The organism is Pseudomonas sp. PLMAX, assembly GCF_046042685.1.
GTDB lineage: Bacteria > Pseudomonadota > Gammaproteobacteria > Pseudomonadales > Pseudomonadaceae > Aquipseudomonas > Aquipseudomonas putida_AE.
In genome coordinates, this window is sequence record NZ_CP064949.1 from 336,331 (window position 1) to 357,341 (window position 21,011).

Consider the following 21,011-nt stretch of genomic DNA (forward strand, 5'->3'; position numbering starts at 1 on the left):
TGGTGCTTTGCACGGTATACGATGCAGGTCGATAAATGGAAAACCTTGGTGAACTGATCCGCTCACTGCGTAAAGAGCAAAAGCTTTCCCAGCAGGCGCTGGGAAAACAGTACGGAATGAGCCGCTCCACGATTTCTGGAATCGAGAACAACACGATCTCCGAAATCGGTCTGCGCAAGGTTGAGGCGATCCTCAACGGGTTCGGCTATGAGCTCATCGCCGTGCCTCGTCAGGCGCAGCGTCCAACGCTGGACTCTCTGAAGAAGGCAAACTTCCATGGCTGAGCCGCAGGAGCAGGACCGGCTATATATCAGTGTCTCGGAAGCCGTGGCCGGCACGCTCGGGCGTGGTCAGTCGCGCAGTGATTCGGTTTTTACCTATGCCGACAGCACGCAGGAAGAAAACGCGGTTTCGTTGACCATGCCGGCTCGTCTCGAAAGCTACACGTGGGAACAAGGTGTTCCGCCAATTTTCGAAATGAACTTGCCAGAGGGAGCTCTGCGCGAAGAGTTGGTTCGTCGTTTCAGTAAAGCGGTCAGGGGTTTCGATGACTTTACAATGCTGGCGATTGTTGGCCCGTACCAGCTTGGTCGAGTGGGCATTGCAAACGCGCAGGATGCGAGCGACCGTCCACCTGAAACCAGCCTCGCGGACCTGCTGGTTCACGACGGTGCGCAAGGTTTGTTCGATGATCTATTGCGCACGTATGGCCAATACTCGGGCGTTTCCGGCGTGCAGCCGAAGGTGCTTGTCCGTGACAGTGCGACGACTGTCGACCGGTTGATTCATCGAGGCGCGACGCACCTGGTCAAGTCCTTCCGGCCCGAGGAATACCCTGAGCTTGCGGCCAACGAGTATTTTTGCATGCGGGCCGCCTTGCATTCAGGCCTTGAAGTTCCGAAGTTCGAACTCAGCGAGCATGGCAAATTCCTGGTCGTCGAACGTTTCGATCTGAATGAGCGAGGTTACCTGGGGTTCGAGGATTTCTGCGTCCTGAATGCCTGGCCTTCGAAGGCTAAATACGATGGTTCATACGAAGGTGCAGCAAGGCAGATAAGGGCATTCGTCTCCCCGCCATTGCTCAACCACGCGTTGGAGTCTTTTTTCAAGATTGTTGCGCTCTCGTCCGGCCTGAAAAATGGCGATGCTCACCTCAAGAACTTCGGTGTGCTGTACGAGGATTGTGGTACGGATGCGCAAATCAACCTCGCTCCCGCCTACGACATCGTGACCACTTCGGTCTACATCAAGAACGACAGTATGGCGTTGTTGCTGGGGGGGTCGAAAGCATGGCCCAAGTACAAGATGCTGATGCGCTTTGGCCGCTCGGCCTGCAATCTTACCGAAGGGAGCTGTCATGAACTATTGCAGCAAGTCGCCCATGGCATGGACGTGGCGATGACCGAAATGGCGGCTCACATCAAGGGCAATCGCGATTTCGCGAGCATTGGCGAAGCGCTGACGGAACAGTGGAAATCAGGCATGGCGCGCAGCCTCGTGAAGAGCTGATCAGCGCAACCCATCGCGAAACTGCCCCGGCGTCATCCCCGTCCAGCGCTTGAACGCGCGGCTGAAACTGCTGGTATCGGCAAACCCCAGCAAGTAGCTGATTTCGCTCAACGAGCATTGCGGATCGCGCAGGTGCAGCAACGCCAGGTTTTCGCGGCTTTCGTTGAGCAGCGTATCGAACCGACAACCCTCATCCGCCAGGTGCCGTTGCAGGCTGCGCAGGCTCAGGTGCAGTGCCTTGGCGATGTGTTCGGCACTGGGTTCGCCTTCCGGCAGTTGCTCTTCGATGGCGTCGCGGACCTTGCGCTCCCAGGTCAGCGGCTTGAGTTGCGCCAGGGTGCGGTTGAGCACGGCTTCGTTGTGTTCGGCCAGTTCCGGGTTGGCGTCGTCCAGGTGACTGTCAAAATCCGCCAGCGCGAACTCCAACCGATCCTCCCCGGTGGCGAAATACACCGGTGAGCGAAAGACCTTGTGCCATTGATGCGGGTCCGCCGGCTCGGGACGACGCAAGTACACCGCCAGCGGTGCATAGTCGCGGCCCAGGCGGTTGCGGCAGGTGCGCACATAAATCGCCACGAAGGCGTCGATGGCCTCATAGGCCGGGGCCGGATTGCCTGGCGGAATCCTCAGGTGGAAACAGTAGCGGTCTTCGCCGCGGGTCAGTTCCAGTTCCAGGGCGTCACTGACCACCTGGTGATAACGCACGATGCGTTCGAAGACTTCCCGCAGGCTGCCGCTGGCCACCAGCGCATACCCGAGTGCGTGAAAGGTGGTGGGGCTGACGAAGCGCGAGACGCGCAGGCCGATCGCCGGGTCGCCGCTGACTTGCACCGCGATTTCCCACAGGCGCGTGGTTCCGGACAACGGATAACGCGCGTTGGGGTCGTCCATCAGTTGCGGGTCCAGCCCGGCTTGCTGGCACAGGGCAGTGCTGTCGAGGCCCAGGGCGTCGAGTTGCTTGCGCAGGGCGCGGGTCCAGCTGGCGAGGGAGGTGGGTTCGGTCATGCTGATTGGCGCTTCCGGTCAACAGGTTGGCGTTCTCGGCTACCGCTCCAGGCGTATGAAGCGGGCAGGATGCGAACATCAATAACCAGAGGATGGAAGCATGCAAGGTACTTCTGCAAGTCCCCAGCGACTGAATGCTGCTCAGCGATCAGCGCATATTCGCGAAGTGGTGCTGGCCAAGGGTGTCGAACTGCGCCAGCGCTACCCGGTTCTCAAGCATCAGGACGCCTTGGGCGCAGGCATTCTGGCCTTCGCCCTGGCCGGCATGATCGGTTCGGCGGTGCTCTACATCGAGGGTTACATGGCGTGGTGGGTGTGCTTGCTGCTCAATGCTTTTTTCGCTTCCTTGACCCACGAACTCGAGCACGACCTGATTCACAGCATGTACTTTCGCAAGCAGCGGGTGCCGCACAACCTGATGATGGGGCTGGTCTGGCTGGCGCGTCCGAGCACAATCAATCCATGGATTCGTCGTCACCTGCACCTCAATCACCACAAGGTGTCCGGCACCGAGACCGACATGGAAGAACGCGCCATCACCAACGGCGAGCCTTGGGGTTTCGCGCGGTTGTTGATGATTGGCGACAACATGATGTCGTCGTTCATTCGCATGCTGCGGGCCAGGACCTGGGCGCAAAAGTTCAGCATCATCCACCGCACCCTGAAAGTCTACGCGCCACTGGCGCTGATGCATTGGGGCGCGTGGTACGTGTTTCTCGGCTTCCACGCCGCGAACGGCATCGCCTACCTGATGGGCACGCCGATCGAGTGGTCGGCAACCACGCTGTCGGTGATGAACGTGATCGATATCGCCGCGGTGGTGATCATCGGCCCGAACGTTTTGCGCACGTTCTGCCTGCACTTCATCAGCTCCAACATGCACTACTACGGCGACATCGAGCCGGGCAACGTGATGCAGCAGTGCCAGGTGCTGAACGCCTGGTGGCTGTGGCCGTTGCAGGCGTTCTGCTTCAACTTCGGCAGCAGCCATGGGATTCATCACTTTGTGGTGAAGGAACCGTTCTACATCCGCCAGTTGACCGTGCCGGTGGCGCATAAGGTGATGCGTGAGATGGGGGTGCGGTTCAATGATTTCGGGACGTTTGCGCGGGCGAACCGGTTTGTGCGTAAGGATGTTGCAGCGCGAGAAGAGGTGCGTGCGGCGCAGGCTTAATGGTTGACTGAGAGGACGCCTTCGCGAGCAAGCCCGCTCCCACAGTGGATCTTCAGCGTTCGCAAAATTTGTGAACAACCGAGATCAAGTGTGGGAGCGGGCTTGCTCGCGAAGAGGCCGGTTGAGGCAACCTCAATCCGGCTGAAACGGCGACTCACTCAGTATCACCCCGGTCTCATCCACATAGTTCTGCCAATGCTCGATCAACAGGTTGAGCTTGGCAGGCTGACTCAACGCCAGGTCATGAATCTCCCCCGGATCGCTGCCCAGATCATAAAGCTGCCAGGTCGCCGGCCCCACCGGCCCCGGGATGTAGACGGCTTTCCATTGCCCCTGGCGAATCGCCCGCCGCCCGAACAACTCCCAACCCGTCACGGTGTGCTCGTCATGCACTTGCGTCGTTTCGCCCGATAGAAACCCCAGCCACGACTTGCCGCGCAACGGCGCCACTGGCTTGCCGCGCCATTGCTTGCCCGGATGACGCACCCCGGCGAGGTCGAGAATGGTCGGCGTGATGTCCATCACAGTGCCGAACCCATGGCTGATCTGCCCCTTGAGCGGCAGTTGCGGGTAGTGCACCAGCGCGGGTACCCGAATCCCGCCTTCGGTGGTGAACGCCTTGAACAGCCGCGAAGGCGCGGTCGCCACTTGCGCCCAGTTCGGCCCGTACCAGACGTAGGAATTGGCGCGGCCGATGTTGTCCAGGCTGTTGTCGTAATGCTGGTTGAGGTAGGTCATCAGTTCAGGGCCGAACTTCGGGAAGGCTTCCAGCAGCGCACCTTCGGCGCCGTTATCGGACATGAACAGGATGAACGTGTTGTCCAGTTGGCCCTGGTTACGCAGGTAGTCGACGACGCGACCGATGTTCCAGTCCATGCGCTCGACCATCGCCGCATACACCTCCATGGCCCGTGCGGAAATCTGCCGTTGTTCGTCGCTCAAGGCGTCCCATTGCGCGCTGAGCTGGATCAGCGGATGCGGCTCGACATCCGCCTCGATCAGCCCCAGGGCCTTGAGTTTTTCCAGGCGCTCCAGGCGCAACACTTCGGGACCGGCGTCATAGCGGTCGCGGTATTTCTCGACCACCTCCGCAGGCGCTTGCAACGGCCAGTGAGGCGCGGAAAACGGCAGGTAAGCGAAGAACGGCCGGGTTTGATCGCGCTCCTTGAGGTATTGCAGCAGCTTGTCGCCGAAGGCATCGGAGGAATAGAAATCCTTCGGCAGTTCGTCGATGAATTTATCGTCTTCGATGTACAGCGCCGGGGTGGATTTCAACAGGCCCGGCGTGTGTTCGTCATAGGTCGGTTCGAAACCGTAATGGTTGGCGGCTCCCGGCAGCAGCGAGAACGAACGCTCGAAACCACGGGCATGGGGCGCCAGTTCGGCGGTCAGGCCCAGGTGCCATTTGCCGCTCATCAACGTCTGGTAACCGGCCTCGCGCAGCAGCTCGGGCAAGGCGGCGACGCGATCGTTCAGGTAGCCCTCGTAACCAGGCTTGCCGATCAGGTCCGGGGTCAGGGCTTCGGCCATGGTGCCGATGCCGGCGATGTGGTGATCGGTGCCGGTCAGCAGCATCGAACGCGTCGGCGAGCAGGTCGGTGCAGTGTGGAAATCGGTCAGGCGCAGGCCGTTGTTGGCCAGGGCATCGAGGTTCGGCGTGGCGATCTCGCCGCCGAATGCGCCGATATCGGAAAAGCCCAGGTCATCGGCCAGGATCACCAGAAAGTTGGGACGTTGCGGCATCAAGAATCTCCTGTTCAGCAGGCAATGAAAGACAGTGGCAAATCACGCACCTGCACCGGCACAGGCGGTTGGTAGTGATCGTCGCTGATGAGTTCGTGCAGCAGCTCTTCGCGCAGCTGGTGGAAGTCGAAACTGCTGCGCAGGCGCGGATGGGGCAGGGCGATGTCGACCACTTTTTTGATGCGCCCGGGACGCGGCTCCATCACCACCACGCGGTCGGCGAGGAAAATCGCTTCCTCGACATCGTGGGTGACCAGAATCGTGGTGATTTTTGCCCGCGCGCGGATCGCCAGCAGTTCGTCCTGCATCTGCTGGCGGGTCAGGGCATCGAGGGCGCCGAAGGGTTCGTCCAGCAGCAGAATCCGTGGGCTGGCCACCAGGCCGCGAGCGATCGCCACCCGTTGCGCCATGCCGCCGGAGAGCTGGTGTGGATAAGCGCGGCTGAAGTCGCGCAGGCCCACCAGGTCAATGAAATCGCTGATGCGCTTGTGCTTTTGCTCAGCACTCAACGGCTCGTTGACCAGGCCCAGGCCGATGTTGTCGGCCACCGTCAGCCAGGGGAACAGGCGGTGCTCCTGAAAGACGATGCCGCGTTCGCCGCCGATGCCGGTGACGGCTTGGCCGTCGACGCTGATCTGCCCACGAAACTGCGTATCGAGGCCCACCAGCAGCCGCAGCAACGTGGATTTTCCACAGCCGCTGGAGCCGACAATCGCGACGAATTCGCCCTCGGCAATGTCCAGGTTGAATTCGCGGATGGCCTCCAGTTCAAAGCCGTCGACGTCGAAGGTTTTGCCTACGTGGTTGAAGCTGACGATGGGTGCGTTCATGCGTGTCTCCAGCGGGTGGCACGGGTTTCGAGGCGTTGGCCAATGAGGTTGAGCAGGGCGCCGGTGAGGCCGACCAGCAACATGCCGGCCATGATCAGGTCCATGCGCAGCAGTTGTTGGGCGCCGATCATCTGGCTGCCGATGCCGCCGTTGGACGGCATGAAATATTCGGCGCCGATGGTGCCCAGCCAGGCGTAGATCAGGCTCAGCCTCAGGCCGGCGAAAATCCCTGGCGCTGCGCCCGGCAGAACCAGGCGGGCGAGGCGTTGCCGCAGATTCAGACGCAGCACTCGGGCGGCCTCGTTCAGTTGTGGCGAGAGGTTGGCGACGCTGCGTTGGGTGGCGATGAACAACGGGAAAAACGCGGCGAGGGCGACGAAGACCCACTTGGCGAGTCCCCCAAGGCCGAACCAGGCGGTGAGCAGCGGCACCCAGGCGAAAATCGCGATCTGGCGCAGCGCTGCGAGGGTTGGGCCGAGGACTCGTTCACTGGTGCGAGAAAGTCCGAGTAGCAAGCCCAGCGCAAAACCGAGGCCGCCGCCGAGCAATAGACCGCCAAGGGTGCGCCCCAGGCTCAGCGCCATGCCGCTGATCAGCGTGCCGTCGAGTAACCCGTCCCAAGTGGTCTCCAGCACTGTCAGCGGGCTGATCAGAATGTTGGCGTCCACCCATTGCTGATTCGTCGCCAGTTGCCACAGCAGTAGCAACACCAGCGGCAGCAACCAGGGCTGCAGGCGTTGCCAACCTTGATATTTAGGGCCACGGCGGATTTCGGCCGTTGCCGGATGCGGCCAGTGCACCAGTTTTTTGTCCAGCAGGCCGATGCCGCGATCCATGGCCACGCCGATCAAGCCGATCACCACGATGCACACAAACACGATGTCGAGCATGAACAACTGCCGCGCCCAGACCATCAGGTAACCGATGCCTTCGCTGGAGGCGAGCAGTTCGACGGCGAGCAATGAGGTCCAGCCAGCGGCCAGTGCCAGGCGCACACCGGCCATGAACGCCGGCAAGGCGGCGGGCAGCACCAGGCGGCGGATCAACAGCCGTGGCGGCAGGCGCAGCACTGCGGCTGCTTCCCGCAATTTGGGTTGTGCATCACGTACGCCCACCAACGTGTGCAGGGTCACCGGCACCACGATGGCCTTGATCAGCACCACCAGTTTCAACACTTCGCCGATGCCGAAAAACACCATGAACAGTGGAATCCAAGCCAGCGTCGGGACTTGCGCCAACCCGGCGAATGTCGGGAACACCAGGCGTTCCAGTGTGCGGCTGAAACCCAGCGCCGCGCCCAATATCGCACCCGCCGTGATCCCCGCCAGCAGCCCCCAGAACAGACGTTGCAGGCTGATCCACAGATGGCTCCACAGCTCGCCGTGGGACAATTCCAGCGCGCTGTTCCAGACCAGCGAAGGCGGCGGCAGGATCTGTTCACTCATCCACTGATTGCGGCTGGCCAGCCACCACAGTGCGAACAGGCTCAGGGGCAGCAGCCAAGGCAACAGGCGTTGGTTCAGTGTTGGCCATAACCGCCGGCCGTTGAGCGGCGGCGCTGCCAGCGGCAGGCTGAGAAGGGAAACACGGGCCATGAACGACCTCCGTTGTCGGGTTGCAATACGGCCTGCCTTTTGTGGGAACGGGCTTGCTCGCGAAGACGGCGTGTCAGGCAATGACGTATCGATTGATCCATCGCCTTCGCGAGCAAGCCCGCTCCCACAGGGTTTTAGGTTGTATGCAAAATTGTTCTATAAAAATTCAAATCAATTCTATTGGGAGATAAGCAAGGCCATTTAAGGCCTCCAGCCAATACGCATCCAATGCATTCGAAGAATATTTTCGATGCTGGTCATGCATACCGCTCCAGGCGCCCCGTACTCGCTCGCTTAGGCCTAAAAGATATAAAAATGTGAATTTATAGTATTTAAGTGCAGGTCACGATTCAGCCTACTTTCAGCTCCTCAACGCCGTCGCCCAGGAGCCGCACCCATGAACATTCCCTTCAAACGCGTCATCAGCCTGATCGCCGTACCGGCCCTGGCGGGCTTGCTGGCGTTCACCGCCCAGGCCGCCGAACTCAAGGAAATCCGCATCGCCGTACCCGACCTCAGCGCCGGCACTCAACACAGTGCAGGCGGCGTGGTGGACGTGCTGCGCGATCAACAGATCTACGAAAAGGCCTTTGCCGACCAGGGCATCAAGATTCAGTGGAATTTCTTCAAGGGCGCGGGCCCGGTGATCAACGAAGCCTTCGCCAACGATCAGGTCGATCTGGCGTACCTGGGCGACCTGGCGGCGATCATCGGCAAGTCCAATGGCCTGGATACCCGGGTGCTGAGTGCCTCGGCGCGCGGGGTCAAGCATTACCTCGGCGTGGTGCCGGGTTCGGGGATCAAGACCCTGCAGGACCTCAAGGGTAAACGCGTGGCGATCTTTCGCGGCACCGCCAGCCAGTTGTCGTTCGATGCGGCGCTGGCCAGCCAGGGGTTGAGCGAGAAGGATCTGAAAGTCATCAACCTGGATTTCAACGCTGCGGTTGCGGCACTCGCCGCCAAACAGATCGATGCGTCGTGGGGTGGTTCAAGTTTGACGGCGTTGCAAGCCAAGGGCTTGGCCGAGTTGCCGTTGAACACCAAGGATCTTGGCGGCGCGGGCAGTGTTCAGGCCGTATTGGTGGGCAACGGCAAGTTTGTCGACGAGCATCCCGAGGTGGTGACGAAATTGCTCAAGGCCCAGCAGCAAGCGGTGCAATGGCTGACCCAGGACAGCAACAAGGAGGCGTACATTCAGTTGGTGTCGGGGCTGGCGAGTTATCCATCGGTGATTCTGACCGAGGATTTGAAGGACCAGAATTTGAGCGAGGTTTTCCCGTCGACCCTGGATCCGGTGTTCCTGGGTAAATTGCAGGATGCGGTGGATCTGGCTTCGCAGCAGAAGCTGATTCGCAAGGCGTTCAAGGTGAGCGATTGGGTGGCGCCTGAGTTGGCTGCGGCCAAGCTCTGAATCGTTGGTGTCAGAGCCGACGCCTTCGCTGGCAAGCCAGTTCCTGCAGGGATCGCCGCGTCCTTGTAGGAGCTGGCTTGCCAGCGATGAGGCCATCAAACCGCGACTGCGATCTCCTGCTTGTCCACGGCAACCAGCATCTCGATCATCGCCCGCGCCGCCGGCGACAACCTGAACCCTGTGCGACTGACAATCCCGCACCGGGCATTCATGCTTTCGATGTTCTGCGGCAGATTGCGCCAGTGCAACAGCACCAGCGAACCCTGGGCAATGTCCTCGACGAATGCTTCCTCTGTGCCCACCCCAATCGCGTTCGACTGCAGCACGATTTTCACCAGTGCCGGGAAATGCTCGGTCTCGATGGTCGGGGAAAAATCCATGCGCCCACTGAGGTTCGCCAGTAGTTTGCGGATGCCCGGTGGGATAAGCGTGGTCGCCAGCGGGTAGTAGAACATGTCGTTGGTCGACAGGCTTTCCTTGGCCAACAGCGGATGCCCGGGACGGCAGAAAAACACCCCGCGCTTGGGGGTCAGGGCCTGGGTCTGGAAGTTCGGGTCGGCTTCGAAATGGCGGATGTCGGCGATGAAGAATTCGATCTCTTCGCGGCTCAGCGCGCGGCTGAGTTTTTCCCAGTTATCCACTTCGAAACAGGTGCGCACTTTCGGGTGTGCGTTGATGAATTGCGCCACCGCATCCGGCACCAGTTTCACCGCCGGGGCGGGTCCGCAACCGAAGCGCAACTCACCGGCATCAAGCTTGGTCATCTGCGTCACTTCGGCGCTGAGCAATGCCGCGCCTTGCACCAGGCTGCGAGCATGTTGCAACACCACCAGGCCTTCGGGTGTCGGGCGCAGATCCTTGTTGCCACGGTCTACCAGCACGCAGCCGAACTCTTGCTCCAGCCCCTGGATGCTGCGGCTGAACGCCGGTTGAGTGATGCCCATGGCGTCCGCCGCACGGACGAAACTGCGGTGTTCGTTGAGGGCGATGAAGTAGCGCAACTGGCGAAGATCCATATGCTTTCCCGGCATCCTAAAAATAGCTCGAAGGCATTTGCGACGAGGGTTGGTTGAGGTTTTAAATGCAAGCTCTTATTCCGTCAACGAAGCATGTGAATATCTATTAGAGCTAAAGAGAATATAGATAGAGCGTTGTTTCGCTGCCGCTCAACCGTCAGCAGTCCGATCGAGGGTCTACCCATGAGCAATGCCGCTTTAGCCGTAAAACCCGCTGTTCACGCGCTTGAAATCCATCCGGTGGCCGGTCGGATCGGTGCCGAAATTCGTGGCGTGAAGCTCTCCGGTGAACTGGATGCCAGCACCGTCGAAGCGATCCAGCAGGCGCTGGTGCAGTACAAAGTGATCTTCTTCCGCGAGCAGACCCACCTCGACGATCAGAGTCAGGAAGCTTTCGCCCATCTACTCGGCGAACCCGTGGCCCACCCAACCGTGCCGGTGCGCGACGGCACCCGTTTTCTGCTGGAACTGGACGGCGCCCAAGGCCAGCGCGCCAGCTCCTGGCACACCGACGTGACCTTCGTCGACGCCTATCCAAAAGCCTCGATCCTGCGCTCGGTGGTGGCACCGGCTTTCGGTGGCGACACCGTGTGGGCCAACACCGCCACGGCCTACAACGAACTGGCGCCGGAGCTGCGCGAGCTGGCGGACAAACTCGTGGCGGTGCACAGCAACGAGTACGACTACGCAGGCGCCAAGCCAGACGTGTCAGAGGAGAAGCTGGAGCGCTACCGCAAGATCTTCACTTCGACCGTCTACGAGACCGAGCACCCGGTGGTGCGCGTGCACCCGATCAGCGGCGAGAAAAGCTTGCTGCTGGGACATTTCGTCAAGCGCATCAAGGGTTACTCCCAGGCCGATTCGGCGCACCTGTTCGGCCTGTTGCAAAGCCACGTCATCCGCCAGGAAAACACCGTGCGCTGGCGCTGGCAGGTCGGTGATGTGGCGATCTGGGATAACCGCTCCACCCAGCATTACGCGGTGGATGACTATGGCACCCAGGACCGCGTGGTGCGGCGTGTGACGCTCAAGGGGGAGGTGCCGGTGGGGGTGGCGGGGCAGCGTAGTCAGACTATCAAAGGGGCTGAAATCTCGGGCGTCTGATCTTGCCTCTTCGCGAGCAAGCCCGCTCCCACATTCGTCCTGCGTACACGGATCAAGTGTGGGAGCGGGCTTACTCGCGAAGCTCTTTCACCACACGCCGATCTGCACCATTTTCTCGGTTTCCGGCTCACCGTAGCGAAACCGCTGCCCACGCAAATCAATCTCCTGATGACTGATGGTCGTGCGCCGCTTCAACCCACGCACCCACTCAAACAAATACCCCGCATGCTCCTCCCGAACCGAGGCATACGCCGGGTCGGCACCCAGGTCCCGTAATTCCTGCGGATCATTGAGCAGGTCGAACAGTTGCGATCGAAAGCCGTCATACGCCAGGTATTTCCAGCGCTCGCTGCGCACCATGGTCATGCGGCAACGGTCGATGGGTTGCTGCAGCCGCTCCCGGGCAGGTGCCTGAAAGGCGTAGTCGTATTCGCTGATCGCAAAGCGGCGCCAGTCGGTTTGCACGCCGTGCAACAGGGGGATCAGCGAGCGTCCTTCAAGGCGATGCTCGGCACCTGGCAAGCCCAGCGCCTCGAGGAAGGTAGGCAGTGCATCGATGGTTTCCACCAGTCGCTCGTCCACCGAACCACGCGTGGCGTCCGCCGTCGGGCGCGGGTCGCGCACGATCAGCGGAACGCCCACCGCCGGCTCCAGCAGAAACTCTTTTTCCCCCAGGTAGTGATCGCCAAGAAAATCGCCGTGGTCGCTGGTGAATACGATCAGGGTGTCGTCCCAACGACCGCTGCTCTGGAGAAAATCGAACAGCCGCCCGAGCTGGTCATCGACCTGCTTGATCAGGCCCATGTACGTCGGGATCACGTTCAAGCGCACTTCATCCCGGGAGAAATTCAGGCTCTCCTCGTGCTGGCGAAACGCGTTGTACACCGGGTGATCACTGGCCTCGCCCTGCGCTGCACGCACCGGCTCTATCACCTGTTCTGCGCCATACAGCGCGTGATAGGGCGCAGGGGCGATGTAGGGCCAGTGGGGTTTTATGTACGACAGGTGCAGGCACCACGGCTGCTCGCCCTGTTCGGCAATGAAGTCGAGGGCGCGGTCGGTGGTGTAGACGGTCTCCGAATGCTGCTCCGGTACGCGCGCCGGCAGATGGGCGTTGCGCATTTTCCAGCCGCTGAGGATTTCGCCCTGTTCGCCTGCGGCCGCGTTGGCCCAGTCGTGCCACGGGTTGCGCCCGGTAAACCCAAGGTCGCGCAGATGGTGGGTGTAGGGCGCGGATTCGCGTTTGTCATCGAACAACGGGTCGTCGGGGAAGATCCCGTCATGACGGAAAAATGGCTCGAAGCCGACTTCGTTCAGGACCGAAGCCTGGTCGCCGAGCGGGTCGATGGCCAGCCGCTGCAAGGCATCGAGATTGGGCGTGGCGTGGGTCTTGCCCACCAGCGCGGTACGTATGCCATGGGGCCGCAGGTAGTCTCCGATGGTCAGTTCTTCCAGCGGCAAGGGCACGGCGTTCCAGGCGACCTGATGGCTGCTGACATAGCGCCCGGTGTAGGCCGACATCCGCGACGGGCCGCAGATGGTGCCTTGGGTGTAGGCACGACTGAAACGCACGCCGGCGGCGGCCAGGCGATCGATGTTGGGGGTGTGCAAGTGCGGATGGCCGTAGCACGACAGGTAATCGCGGCGCAGTTGATCGCACATGATGTACAGCACGTTGCGCACGGGGTTTGGGGTGTTTGGCATGGGGTTCACCGATCGAAAGACAGGCGAGGTTTTTCGCTGTTGGGGCGGGGTTGAGGCAAGTGCGTTTGGGGAATGGTTTTCATGCAGTGAATGCATCTTTGCCTGGGCTGACACCTTCGCGAGCAAGCCCGCTCCCACAATGGATCGGTGTACACCAGCCCCTGTAGGAGCTGGCTTGCCAGCGATGAGGCCAGATCAGACAGCGAAATTCTCCAGCGAACACACTTCATCATCCTGCGCATCAATCTCCTTGATCTGCGCAATCATCGCCTCCGCCAGCGGTGACAACCGATACCCCGCGCGACTGACAATCCCATAGCGGGTGTACAGCTCCTCCAGGTCATCGGCCAGCCCGTCGACCTTCAAGCGCACCAACTCACCCTTGGCATTATGCAGCGCATCCGAATACTCGCCGACGATGCCAATCGCATCCGAGCGCAGCACCACACCGAGCAGGCTGTAGCTGTTTTCGCATTCCACATTGGGTGTGAAATCCGGCCGGCCGCTCAGGTCGACGATGACTTTGCGCAGGTTCGGCGGGCGGATGGTCACGGCCATTGGGTAGCTCATCAATTCGGCGGCGCTGACACTTTCGCGAGCGGCCAGGGGGTGCCCGGCGCGGCAGCAGAAATGCCATTTTCGCGGGCGCAGGCGTTGGGTCAGGTAGTCCGGGTCGGCCTCGAACTGCCGGGTGTCGGCGACGAAAAATTCGAACTCTTCACTCAGCAGGCGCTTGCTCAGGCTTTGCCAGTCATCCACCTGGAATTGCACCCGCGCCTTGGGGTAGCGACCGATGAAGCTGCCGATCGCCCGCGGGATCAATCCCGCCGCGGGCGCCGGGCCGCAACCGAAGCGCAACTCGCCGGCCTCCAGGCCGTTGAACTGGCTGATCTCGTTGGCCATCTGCTGCGCGCCGCTGACCAACCGCCGCGCGTGTTCGAGCAATACCTGACCCTGTTTGGTCGGCGCCAGGTCCTTGCGCCCGCGATCCACCAACTGACAGCCGACGCTGTGCTCCAGCGCCTGGATGCTGCGGCTGAACGCCGACTGCGACAGGTTCACCGCCACGGCGCCCGCGACGAAGCTGCGCTGATCGGCGAGGGCGATGAAGTGGCGGAGCTGGCGCAAGTCGATATGCATTTTTCACATTAAAAATATCGGGGAAATGCATTGGATATGCATTAGGTCGACTCCTTATAAAGGCAATCTCTTATGCAGTAAATCTTCGTAAAAACATAAATAAATAACTTTAAAGAATATGCACTGCTGAAAAGTCGCTGTGTGTTTTTGACCAGGAGCCGCCTCATGAGTCCGTTGAACCTAACGTCACCCCTCACCCCCCGACGGCTCAAACGCCTGCCCCTGGCTCTGCTGCTGGCGGGGAGCGCCAGTTGGACCCAAGGCTACGCAGCCGAGACTGCCACCCCGCAAGAGGCTACTACGAAAGCCGCGTCGGCCAAGGCCGATGGCGCTCAACTGGAAACCGTGACCGTGACCACCCGCCGTCGCGAAGAAAGCTCGCAGGATGTACCGACGCCCATGAGCGTGGTCAGCGGCCAGGTGCTGGAAACCCAGCGGGTCTATCGCATCCAGGATCTGCAGCAACTGGTCCCTAGCGTCAATGTCGCCTACATGCATGCGCGCCAGTCCAGCGTGTCGATCCGTGGCCTGGGCAACAACCCGGCCAGCGATGGCCTGGAAGGCAGCGTCGGGCTGTACATCGACAACGTCTACCTCGGTCGGCCGGGCATGGCGGTGTTCGACTTGATGGACATCGAGCAGCTTGAGGTGCTGCGCGGTCCGCAAGGCACCTTGTTCGGCAAGAACACCACCGCGGGCGTGATCAACATCAGCACGCGGGCGCCGTCATTCACACCAGAGCGCAGCATCGAAAGCTCGGTGGGCGAGGACGGTTACTTCCAGACCAAGGGCACGATTTCGGGGCCGTTGAATGATGAACTGGCGGGTCGATTTTCCGCTTACCGCACCCGCAGCGATGGCGACATCAAGAACGAGTACGACGGCCACGACCTGAACGGCGGCTCACGCGATGGCTTTCGTGGCCAGTTGCTGTTCAAGCCGAACGAGTCGTTCAACCTGCGCTGGATTGGTGATTACAACGAAGAGGATTCCAGCGCCGGCACCCGCGTGTTGTACAACACCGGACCGACCATCAATGGCGTCAACCTTTACCAGAATCGGGCCAACGCGGCGGGCGCCACGCTGGTCGATGGCACCCATCGCAAGGTCAACCTGAACAACGACCAGCACGTCACCGTGCATCAGGGCGGCACGTCGGTCGAGGCCAACTGGACGCTGCCGAGCGACTTCACCCTGACCTCGATCAGCGCCTACCGCTGGTGGAATTTCACTCCGCGCAACGATGACGGCCTGAACGTAACCGCCTTCTACAACGCTGGCGTTTCGGTGGAGGATAAGCAGTATTCCCAGGAGTTTCGCCTGGCCTCGCCCACCGGCGGATTCTTCGATTATGTGCTCGGCGCCTATTACTTCGGCTCCAACCTGGATAACAAATCCTTTACCTACAACGGACCGCAAGCGGACATCTGGAATGGCACGCCCGCGGGTGCACTGGCCAACGTCACCAGCATCGGCAAAGGCCACATCCAGACCGACAGCTTCGCCCTGTTTGCCCAAGGCACCTGGCACCTCAGCGATCGGCTGGAATTCACCGCTGGTGTGCGCGGCACCTACGAAGAGAAAAGCGCCTGGGTCGACCGCAATGCGCCAGTGGGTGGCGCGGCGGTGGCTGGCGCGGCAGCGGCGGTCAGACAAGGTCGTGCCGGGGCATACGACTCCGGCGATTTGAACCAGTACAGCTCCAGCCCCTCGGGTCTGCTGAACCTCAGCTATCACTTCAGCGATAGCCTGCTCGGCTACGCCACGCTGTCCCACGGCGAGAAATCCGGTGGGGTCAACCTGGCCGTGGGCACTGCCCCGGTCGCCGGCGCCGACTCGCTGCTGATCGGCACCGAGCGCGCCAACAACGCCGAACTCGGCTTCAAAAGCACTCTCTGGGACCGTCGCCTGCAGCTCAACGCCAACGTCTTCTGGACCCAGGTCAACGGCTACCAGACCAACGCCTACGACGACGTCAACCGCGTGCAATACCTGACCAACGCCGGTTCCGTGCGCTCCCGTGGCGTGGAATTCGACAGCACGCTGATCCCGTTGCGCGGCCTGACGTTGAACATCAACGGCTCCTACAACGACGTCAGCTACCTCTCCTACAAGGATGCGCCGTGCCCGCCGGAAGTCAGCCTGGCGCCAGGCGCCCCGGCCTCTTGCGATCTCACCGGCCACCAGGTGGTCGGTGCTTCGAAATGGATCGGCAACGCCAACGGCGAATACAAATGGAACCTGGGTAACGGCTTCGAGGAGTACGTCACCGCCAGCTATGCGTTCCGCTCCAAAGCGGTGGGCACGGTGGAGGATTCGCACTTCGGCCAGATCCCGAGCTACGCCGTGGTCAACCTGTCCACCGGCCTGCGTGGCGACTTCAAGCAGGGCCAGTGGGACGTCTCGCTGTGGCTGAAAAACGCCTTCGACAAAACCTATTACACCACCCTCTGGACCGGTGCCAACGGCGGTTACGAAGGTTTGCTCGGGACACCACGGACCTTGGGTGTGACTGGTCGCTACGACTTCTGATGCGCCGAAAACCATGCCTTGGGGGAATATTTTCAATGCCTGAAAAGCATGTGTTTTCGGCCGCCTGGCCGCAGCCCTTGCGCGACAAGGCCTGCAACGAATCGAGCTTTTTTCATATTCGTTTTAGGTCTAGCTATAACTTCAAATATTACTTTCAGAGATAAGCGTCTCACTCAATGATTAACCCGTCGATACGTCGTTCGGGGGAACGTCGGGTTCGTCGTATCGGGTAATTCGCAAAAAGACCGCAGGGAGTAAATCAATGGGCAATGTCCAGAACGCCGCCAGCGCACACGAGGTGCTTTGGCGCCAGGCGCCAGGTGGTGAGTTGGTCGACCTCGGGCGGGTTCACCGCGTGCCTTTGGGCCAGCTGCGTTTGCAGCGTGCGCCCAAGGGCGTCCTGAGCCGACGCGAAGCGATCCTGCTCGGTGTGCTGGCATTGCTGGTGCACGGCGCGGTGATTTACTGGGTCAATCAGCAGCCGACCAAGGCATTGCCGATCGTGCCGCCGGAAATTCCACCGATGACCATCGAGTTTTCGCGTCCGGCACCGCCAGCGGTTGAGCCGCCTCCGCCGCCACCACCACCTCCGCCAGCGGTGGTCGAACCGCCACCCCCCGTGGTGGATGAGCTGGCGGCCAAACCGGCGCCAAAACCGATTCCCAAGCCAAAGCCCGTGGTCAAGCCAGTACCTAAACCTGCGCCCAAGGCAGTCGAGCAACCGCCCGCACCGCCACAACCGGCTACTCCGGTTGCAGCACCGGCACCGCCCGCGCCACCCGCGCCAGCGCCTGTGACGCCTGCCTCGGCCAACGCCGCGTACCTGAAAAACCCGGCGCCGGAATATCCGTCGCTGGCCCAGCGTCGCGGTTGGGAAGGCACGGTGTTGTTACGAGTACATGTTCTCGCCAGCGGCAAGCCCGGCGAGATACAGATTCAGAAGAGCAGCGGCCGCGAGGCCCTCGACGAGGCCGCCCTGAGTGCCGTCAAACGCTGGAGTTTCGTGCCCGCCAAGCAGGGTGACGTGGCCCAGGACGGCTGGGTCAGCGTGCCCATAGATTTCAAGATTCATTAAACCGACACCTATTTAGCGCGAAACGTTTACATGAGGAATTCACCATGACGTTATTGGCATCTCCACTCGAATCCATCGAAAGCGCGGTGATCTGGCTGCTGGTGGTTTTTTCTGTCGCCACTTGGGGCCTGGCGTTGCTCAAGGGTGTGCAGTTCGGTCGCCTCAAGGCCCAGGATCGAAAGTTTCACAAGCAGTTCTGGGCCGCCTCCAGTCTTGATTCGGCCGCGGAATTGGCCGAAACCCAACCCGGCGCAGCGGCGCGGGTGGCGCAGGCCGGTTACGCGGCGATCCAGGTAGGCGAGGCGCCACACGCAGCGGACTTGAGCCAGGCGATCAATCATCAGGATCGCCTTGAGCGGGCCTTGCGTCAGCAGATCGTGCGCGAGCGCCGTTCCCTGGAAACCGGGTTGGCGGTGGTCGCGAGTATTGGTAGTACGTCTCCGTTCATTGGGTTGTTCGGAACGGTGTGGGGAATCATGGAGGCGTTGAAGGGCATCAGCGCGGCGGGCTCGGCGAGCCTGGAAACGGTGGCCGGGCCGATCGGTGCAGCCTTGGTGGCTACTGGTGTGGGGATCGCCGTCGCAGTACCGGCGGTGTTGGTTTACAACTACTTCTTGCGCCGTTTGAAGCTGACGGCGGCGGACCTCGACGACTTTGCCCACGACTTCTACAGCCTGGCGCAGAAGAGTTCGTTCCGCGTGTTGATCCACCCGACGGCGCACAAAGGCGCGGCATCGGGTAACGCGCAGAAAGTGAAGGAGGCGTCCTGATATGGCCTTCTCCACGCAAGACAGTGATGAGGTGCTGAGCGAGATCAACGTGACACCGCTGGTGGACGTGATGCTGGTGCTGCTGGTGGTGTTCATCGTCACCGCGCCGCTGCTGACCAACGCGATCCCGATCAACCTGCCCAAGACCGAAGCCGTGGCGCCGGTGGAGCAGAAGGACTCGCTGGTGGTGAGCATCGACGGGGCCGGCAAGCTGTTTATCAACAAGGATGAAATCCAGCCCGATTTGCTGGAATTCAATCTACAAGCGGCCAAGGCCAAGGACCCGGAGGTTCGAGTGCAATTGCAGGCCGACGACGGGGTGAATTACGGCGAAGTGGCACGGGCCATGGCGTCCATTGAGCGGGCAGGTATTACCAAGTTGTCGGTGATCACCGCGCGCTGAAAGATTTTCGATTTTCCGGGGCCGTCTCCTTGGCAGGGTGCGGCCCTTTTTTTATTTCTGTCAAACACATCACCCCTGTAGGAGCTGGCTTGCCAGCGAAAGCGGTGTGTCAGGCAAGTCGCCTTCGCTGGCAAGCCAGCTCCTACAGTTGAGCGCGGCTCATATTCTATATAGGTCTTAATAAATATCTTCTTATTCCTTAACGAATATAAATCCCGTCCCTATACTCGATCAGGAACAGACACGCAGCAGGAGAGCTCCCCCATGCGCAACGAATCCATTCGCTACCTGATTGTGCCGGGCTGGCAAGGATCGCCGGAAGATCATTGGCAAAGCCACTGGCAGAACAGCCTGCCGAACAGCGCACGGGTGGAGCAGGCCGACTGGCTGACGCCGCGTCGAGAAGACTGGGTGGCGGCACTGGCCGAAGCGATTGCCGCCGACAGTACCCCGGTGATCCTGATCGCCCACAGTCTTGGCTGCATCACCGTCGCGCATTGGGCGGCAACCGCACCTGTGCAGTTTCTGCGTCAGGTACGTGGCGCCCTGCTGGTCGCGCCGGCGGACGTCGAGCGCCCGGCCTGCGCGCCGGCCCTGCGCAATTTCGCACCGATCCCAACCGACCTGCTGCCCTTCCCCAGCCAGGTCGTCAGCTCTGACAACGACAGCGCCGTCAGCGCGCCGCGGGCTGTGGAACTGGCGCGTAACTGGGGCGCGGAAGCGGGAATCCTGGCGGGTGCCGGGCACATCAATGTGAAGTCGGGTCATCAGCGTTGGGAGCACGGTTTTGCCTATCTCTATCGTCTGCAAAACCGCATGGAACACCACGCCCTGCGCCGCGCCTGACCCTTTCGTCTTTTTCAACGCCCCCGTCCTTTGGCGGATTTGGGCGGGAGCCTGCCATGAGTTTTGAAACCTTCGGCCAGCCGCTGCTGACCTTTCCCGACGCGGAAAAAAGTCCCCTGAGCATCCGCGCCAAGGCGCTGGTATTCGTCGATCCGCGTTCGCGGCAACTGCGCCAGGAGCTGGAGCAACTGGCGCCGCGCTCGATCTCGGTGCTGATCCGTGGGGAAACCGGCAGCGGCAAGGAATTGCTGGCGCGGCACATCCATCGCGCCAGTGATCGCGGTGGATTGTTCGTCTCGGTCAACTGCGGGGCAATCAGCCCGACCTACGCCGATGCCGAATTGTTCGGTTATGCCGCCGGCAGTTTCAGCGGCACGGCCAGCAGTCGCGCCGGTTGGTTCGGTTCGGCGAACGGCGGCACTTTGTATCTGGATGAAATCGGCGACCTGCCGCTGCCGATCCAGATCAAATTGCTCGCCGCCCTGGAAAACCACGAAGTGACCCGCGTTGGTGCGCATCAACCGAGCCCGGTGGACGTGCGCCTGGTCGCCGCCACCAGCATCGACCTGGCCCAGGCGGTTGCCGCCGGAAAATTCCATGAGCGGCTCTACCACTATCTCAGCGAAGGCCAGCTCGAACTGCCGGCCCTGCGCGAGCGGGTGGGTGACATCCTGTCCCTGGCCGAATATTTCCTCGGCATCTACAGCCAGCGCCTGGACCTGCCAGTGCCACTGATCAGCGAGGCCGCACAAGCGGTACTTGAGAGACACAGCTGGCCGGGCAATACCCGGGAGCTGGAAAACGTCATTCACTTTGCGCTGTTGGTGAGTACCGGTGACGAGATCCTGCCGGAGCATTTGAATTTGCCTGATGAAGGTTTGGCGCAAATCGAACGGCAACTCCGACAGATTCTTGGCAACGGCTCCGTCGCCGAAATAGAAGCCTTGAAACAACTCCTGAAACACTCCGCCCTCCTGTAGGAGCAAGCTTGCTCGCGATTGGGCTTACGCGGTTTTTCTGGTCGGACGCCATCGCTGGCAAGCCAGCTCCTACAGTTGAATGTGTGGGCCAGAGCTGTATGAACAAAATGGAATATGAAAGTGAATAAAAGATATTGTTCGGGAATAAAAAATCCCGGTATTGTCCGCGTCACG

18 protein-coding genes are annotated in these 21,011 nt (G+C 61.0%); 11 read left to right on the forward strand and 7 right to left on the reverse strand.

The features are described from left to right. Positions 1–35 precede the first annotated feature (35 nt). Both DKB71_RS01570 and DKB71_RS01575 read left to right on the forward strand, forming a co-directional pair. Complete coding sequence (locus tag DKB71_RS01570; RefSeq protein ID WP_323608078.1) at positions 36–284, forward strand: helix-turn-helix transcriptional regulator; 249 nt, start codon at positions 36–38, stop codon at positions 282–284. Continuing rightward, positions 277–1,509: a type II toxin-antitoxin system HipA family toxin gene (locus DKB71_RS01575; protein ID WP_408599453.1), complete on the forward strand. Its 1,233-nt coding sequence runs from the start codon at positions 277–279 to the stop codon at positions 1,507–1,509. Before DKB71_RS01570 ends, DKB71_RS01575 begins: the two co-directional genes overlap by 8 nt. On the opposite strand, the gene DKB71_RS01580 is transcribed toward DKB71_RS01575, so the two are convergent. Then, the gene (locus tag DKB71_RS01580; RefSeq protein WP_408599454.1) at positions 1,510–2,514 is read right to left on the reverse strand and encodes an AraC family transcriptional regulator; all 1,005 of its coding nucleotides are present in this window, start codon (positions 2,512–2,514) and stop codon (positions 1,510–1,512) included. A 100-nt stretch (positions 2,515–2,614) separates the two neighbouring features. On the opposite strand from DKB71_RS01580, the gene DKB71_RS01585 reads away from it, so the two are divergent. Next, positions 2,615–3,688 carry a fatty acid desaturase gene (locus tag DKB71_RS01585; RefSeq protein WP_408599455.1) on the forward strand — a complete coding sequence of 358 codons (1,074 nt, stop codon included), beginning with the start codon at positions 2,615–2,617 and terminating at the stop codon, positions 3,686–3,688. 132 nt (positions 3,689–3,820) lie between these two features. On the opposite strand, the gene DKB71_RS01590 is transcribed toward DKB71_RS01585, so the two are convergent. Genes DKB71_RS01590 through DKB71_RS01600 form a run of 3 tightly spaced genes read right to left on the reverse strand, consistent with a single transcriptional unit; the run spans position 3,821 to position 7,856 of the window. Continuing rightward, positions 3,821–5,431 (reverse strand): arylsulfatase, encoded by a 1,611-nt coding sequence (locus DKB71_RS01590; RefSeq protein ID WP_408599456.1) that lies wholly within the window; start codon positions 5,429–5,431, stop codon positions 3,821–3,823. A 14-nt stretch (positions 5,432–5,445) separates the two neighbouring features. Then, positions 5,446–6,261, reverse strand: coding sequence for an ABC transporter ATP-binding protein (locus DKB71_RS01595; RefSeq protein ID WP_408599457.1), 816 nt, complete (start codon positions 6,259–6,261; stop codon positions 5,446–5,448). Then, positions 6,258–7,856, reverse strand: coding sequence for an ABC transporter permease (locus DKB71_RS01600; protein ID WP_408599458.1), 1,599 nt, complete (start codon positions 7,854–7,856; stop codon positions 6,258–6,260). Before DKB71_RS01600 ends, DKB71_RS01595 begins: the two co-directional genes overlap by 4 nt. A 397-nt stretch (positions 7,857–8,253) precedes the next feature. Between DKB71_RS01600 and DKB71_RS01605 the strand changes: the two genes are divergently transcribed. Beyond that, the gene (locus DKB71_RS01605; protein ID WP_274075054.1) at positions 8,254–9,267 is read left to right on the forward strand and encodes an ABC transporter substrate-binding protein; all 1,014 of its coding nucleotides are present in this window, start codon (positions 8,254–8,256) and stop codon (positions 9,265–9,267) included. 95 nt (positions 9,268–9,362) lie between these two features. Here DKB71_RS01605 and DKB71_RS01610 read toward each other — a convergent pair whose 3' ends face one another. Beyond that, positions 9,363–10,283: a LysR family transcriptional regulator gene (locus DKB71_RS01610; protein WP_408599459.1), complete on the reverse strand. Its 921-nt coding sequence runs from the start codon at positions 10,281–10,283 to the stop codon at positions 9,363–9,365. 183 nt (positions 10,284–10,466) lie between these two features. Between DKB71_RS01610 and DKB71_RS01615 the strand changes: the two genes are divergently transcribed. Then, positions 10,467–11,387, forward strand: a complete 921-nt coding sequence (locus DKB71_RS01615) for a TauD/TfdA dioxygenase family protein (RefSeq protein WP_408599460.1) — start codon at positions 10,467–10,469, stop codon at positions 11,385–11,387. A gap of 87 nt (positions 11,388–11,474) precedes the next feature. On the opposite strand, the gene DKB71_RS01620 is transcribed toward DKB71_RS01615, so the two are convergent. Beyond that, entirely contained in the window at positions 11,475–13,091 is a 1,617-nt protein-coding gene (locus DKB71_RS01620; RefSeq protein ID WP_408599461.1) for an alkaline phosphatase family protein, read from the reverse strand. Between the two features lie 195 nt (positions 13,092–13,286). Then, positions 13,287–14,231 (reverse strand): LysR family transcriptional regulator, encoded by a 945-nt coding sequence (locus DKB71_RS01625; protein WP_323608071.1) that lies wholly within the window; start codon positions 14,229–14,231, stop codon positions 13,287–13,289. Between the two features lie 165 nt (positions 14,232–14,396). On the opposite strand from DKB71_RS01625, the gene DKB71_RS01630 reads away from it, so the two are divergent. From DKB71_RS01630 to DKB71_RS01655, 6 genes are all read left to right on the forward strand, one after another. After that, positions 14,397–16,763, forward strand: a complete 2,367-nt coding sequence (locus DKB71_RS01630; protein WP_408599462.1) for a TonB-dependent receptor — start codon at positions 14,397–14,399, stop codon at positions 16,761–16,763. Between the two features lie 262 nt (positions 16,764–17,025). After that, entirely contained in the window at positions 17,026–17,838 is an 813-nt protein-coding gene (locus DKB71_RS01635; protein WP_408599463.1) for an energy transducer TonB, read from the forward strand. A 44-nt stretch (positions 17,839–17,882) separates the two neighbouring features. Next, entirely contained in the window at positions 17,883–18,608 is a 726-nt protein-coding gene (locus DKB71_RS01640) for a MotA/TolQ/ExbB proton channel family protein (protein ID WP_274075061.1), read from the forward strand. Between the two features lies 1 nt (position 18,609). After that, positions 18,610–19,011: an ExbD/TolR family protein gene (locus DKB71_RS01645; protein WP_408599464.1), complete on the forward strand. Its 402-nt coding sequence runs from the start codon at positions 18,610–18,612 to the stop codon at positions 19,009–19,011. Positions 19,012–19,275: 264 nt separating this feature from the next. Continuing rightward, a complete protein-coding gene (locus DKB71_RS01650; RefSeq protein ID WP_408599465.1) occupies positions 19,276–19,857 on the forward strand; it encodes an alpha/beta hydrolase in 582 nt (193 codons plus the stop codon). A 56-nt stretch (positions 19,858–19,913) separates the two neighbouring features. Further along, positions 19,914–20,837: a sigma 54-interacting transcriptional regulator gene (locus DKB71_RS01655; protein WP_408599466.1), complete on the forward strand. Its 924-nt coding sequence runs from the start codon at positions 19,914–19,916 to the stop codon at positions 20,835–20,837. Positions 20,838–21,011: the final 174 nt, after the last annotated feature.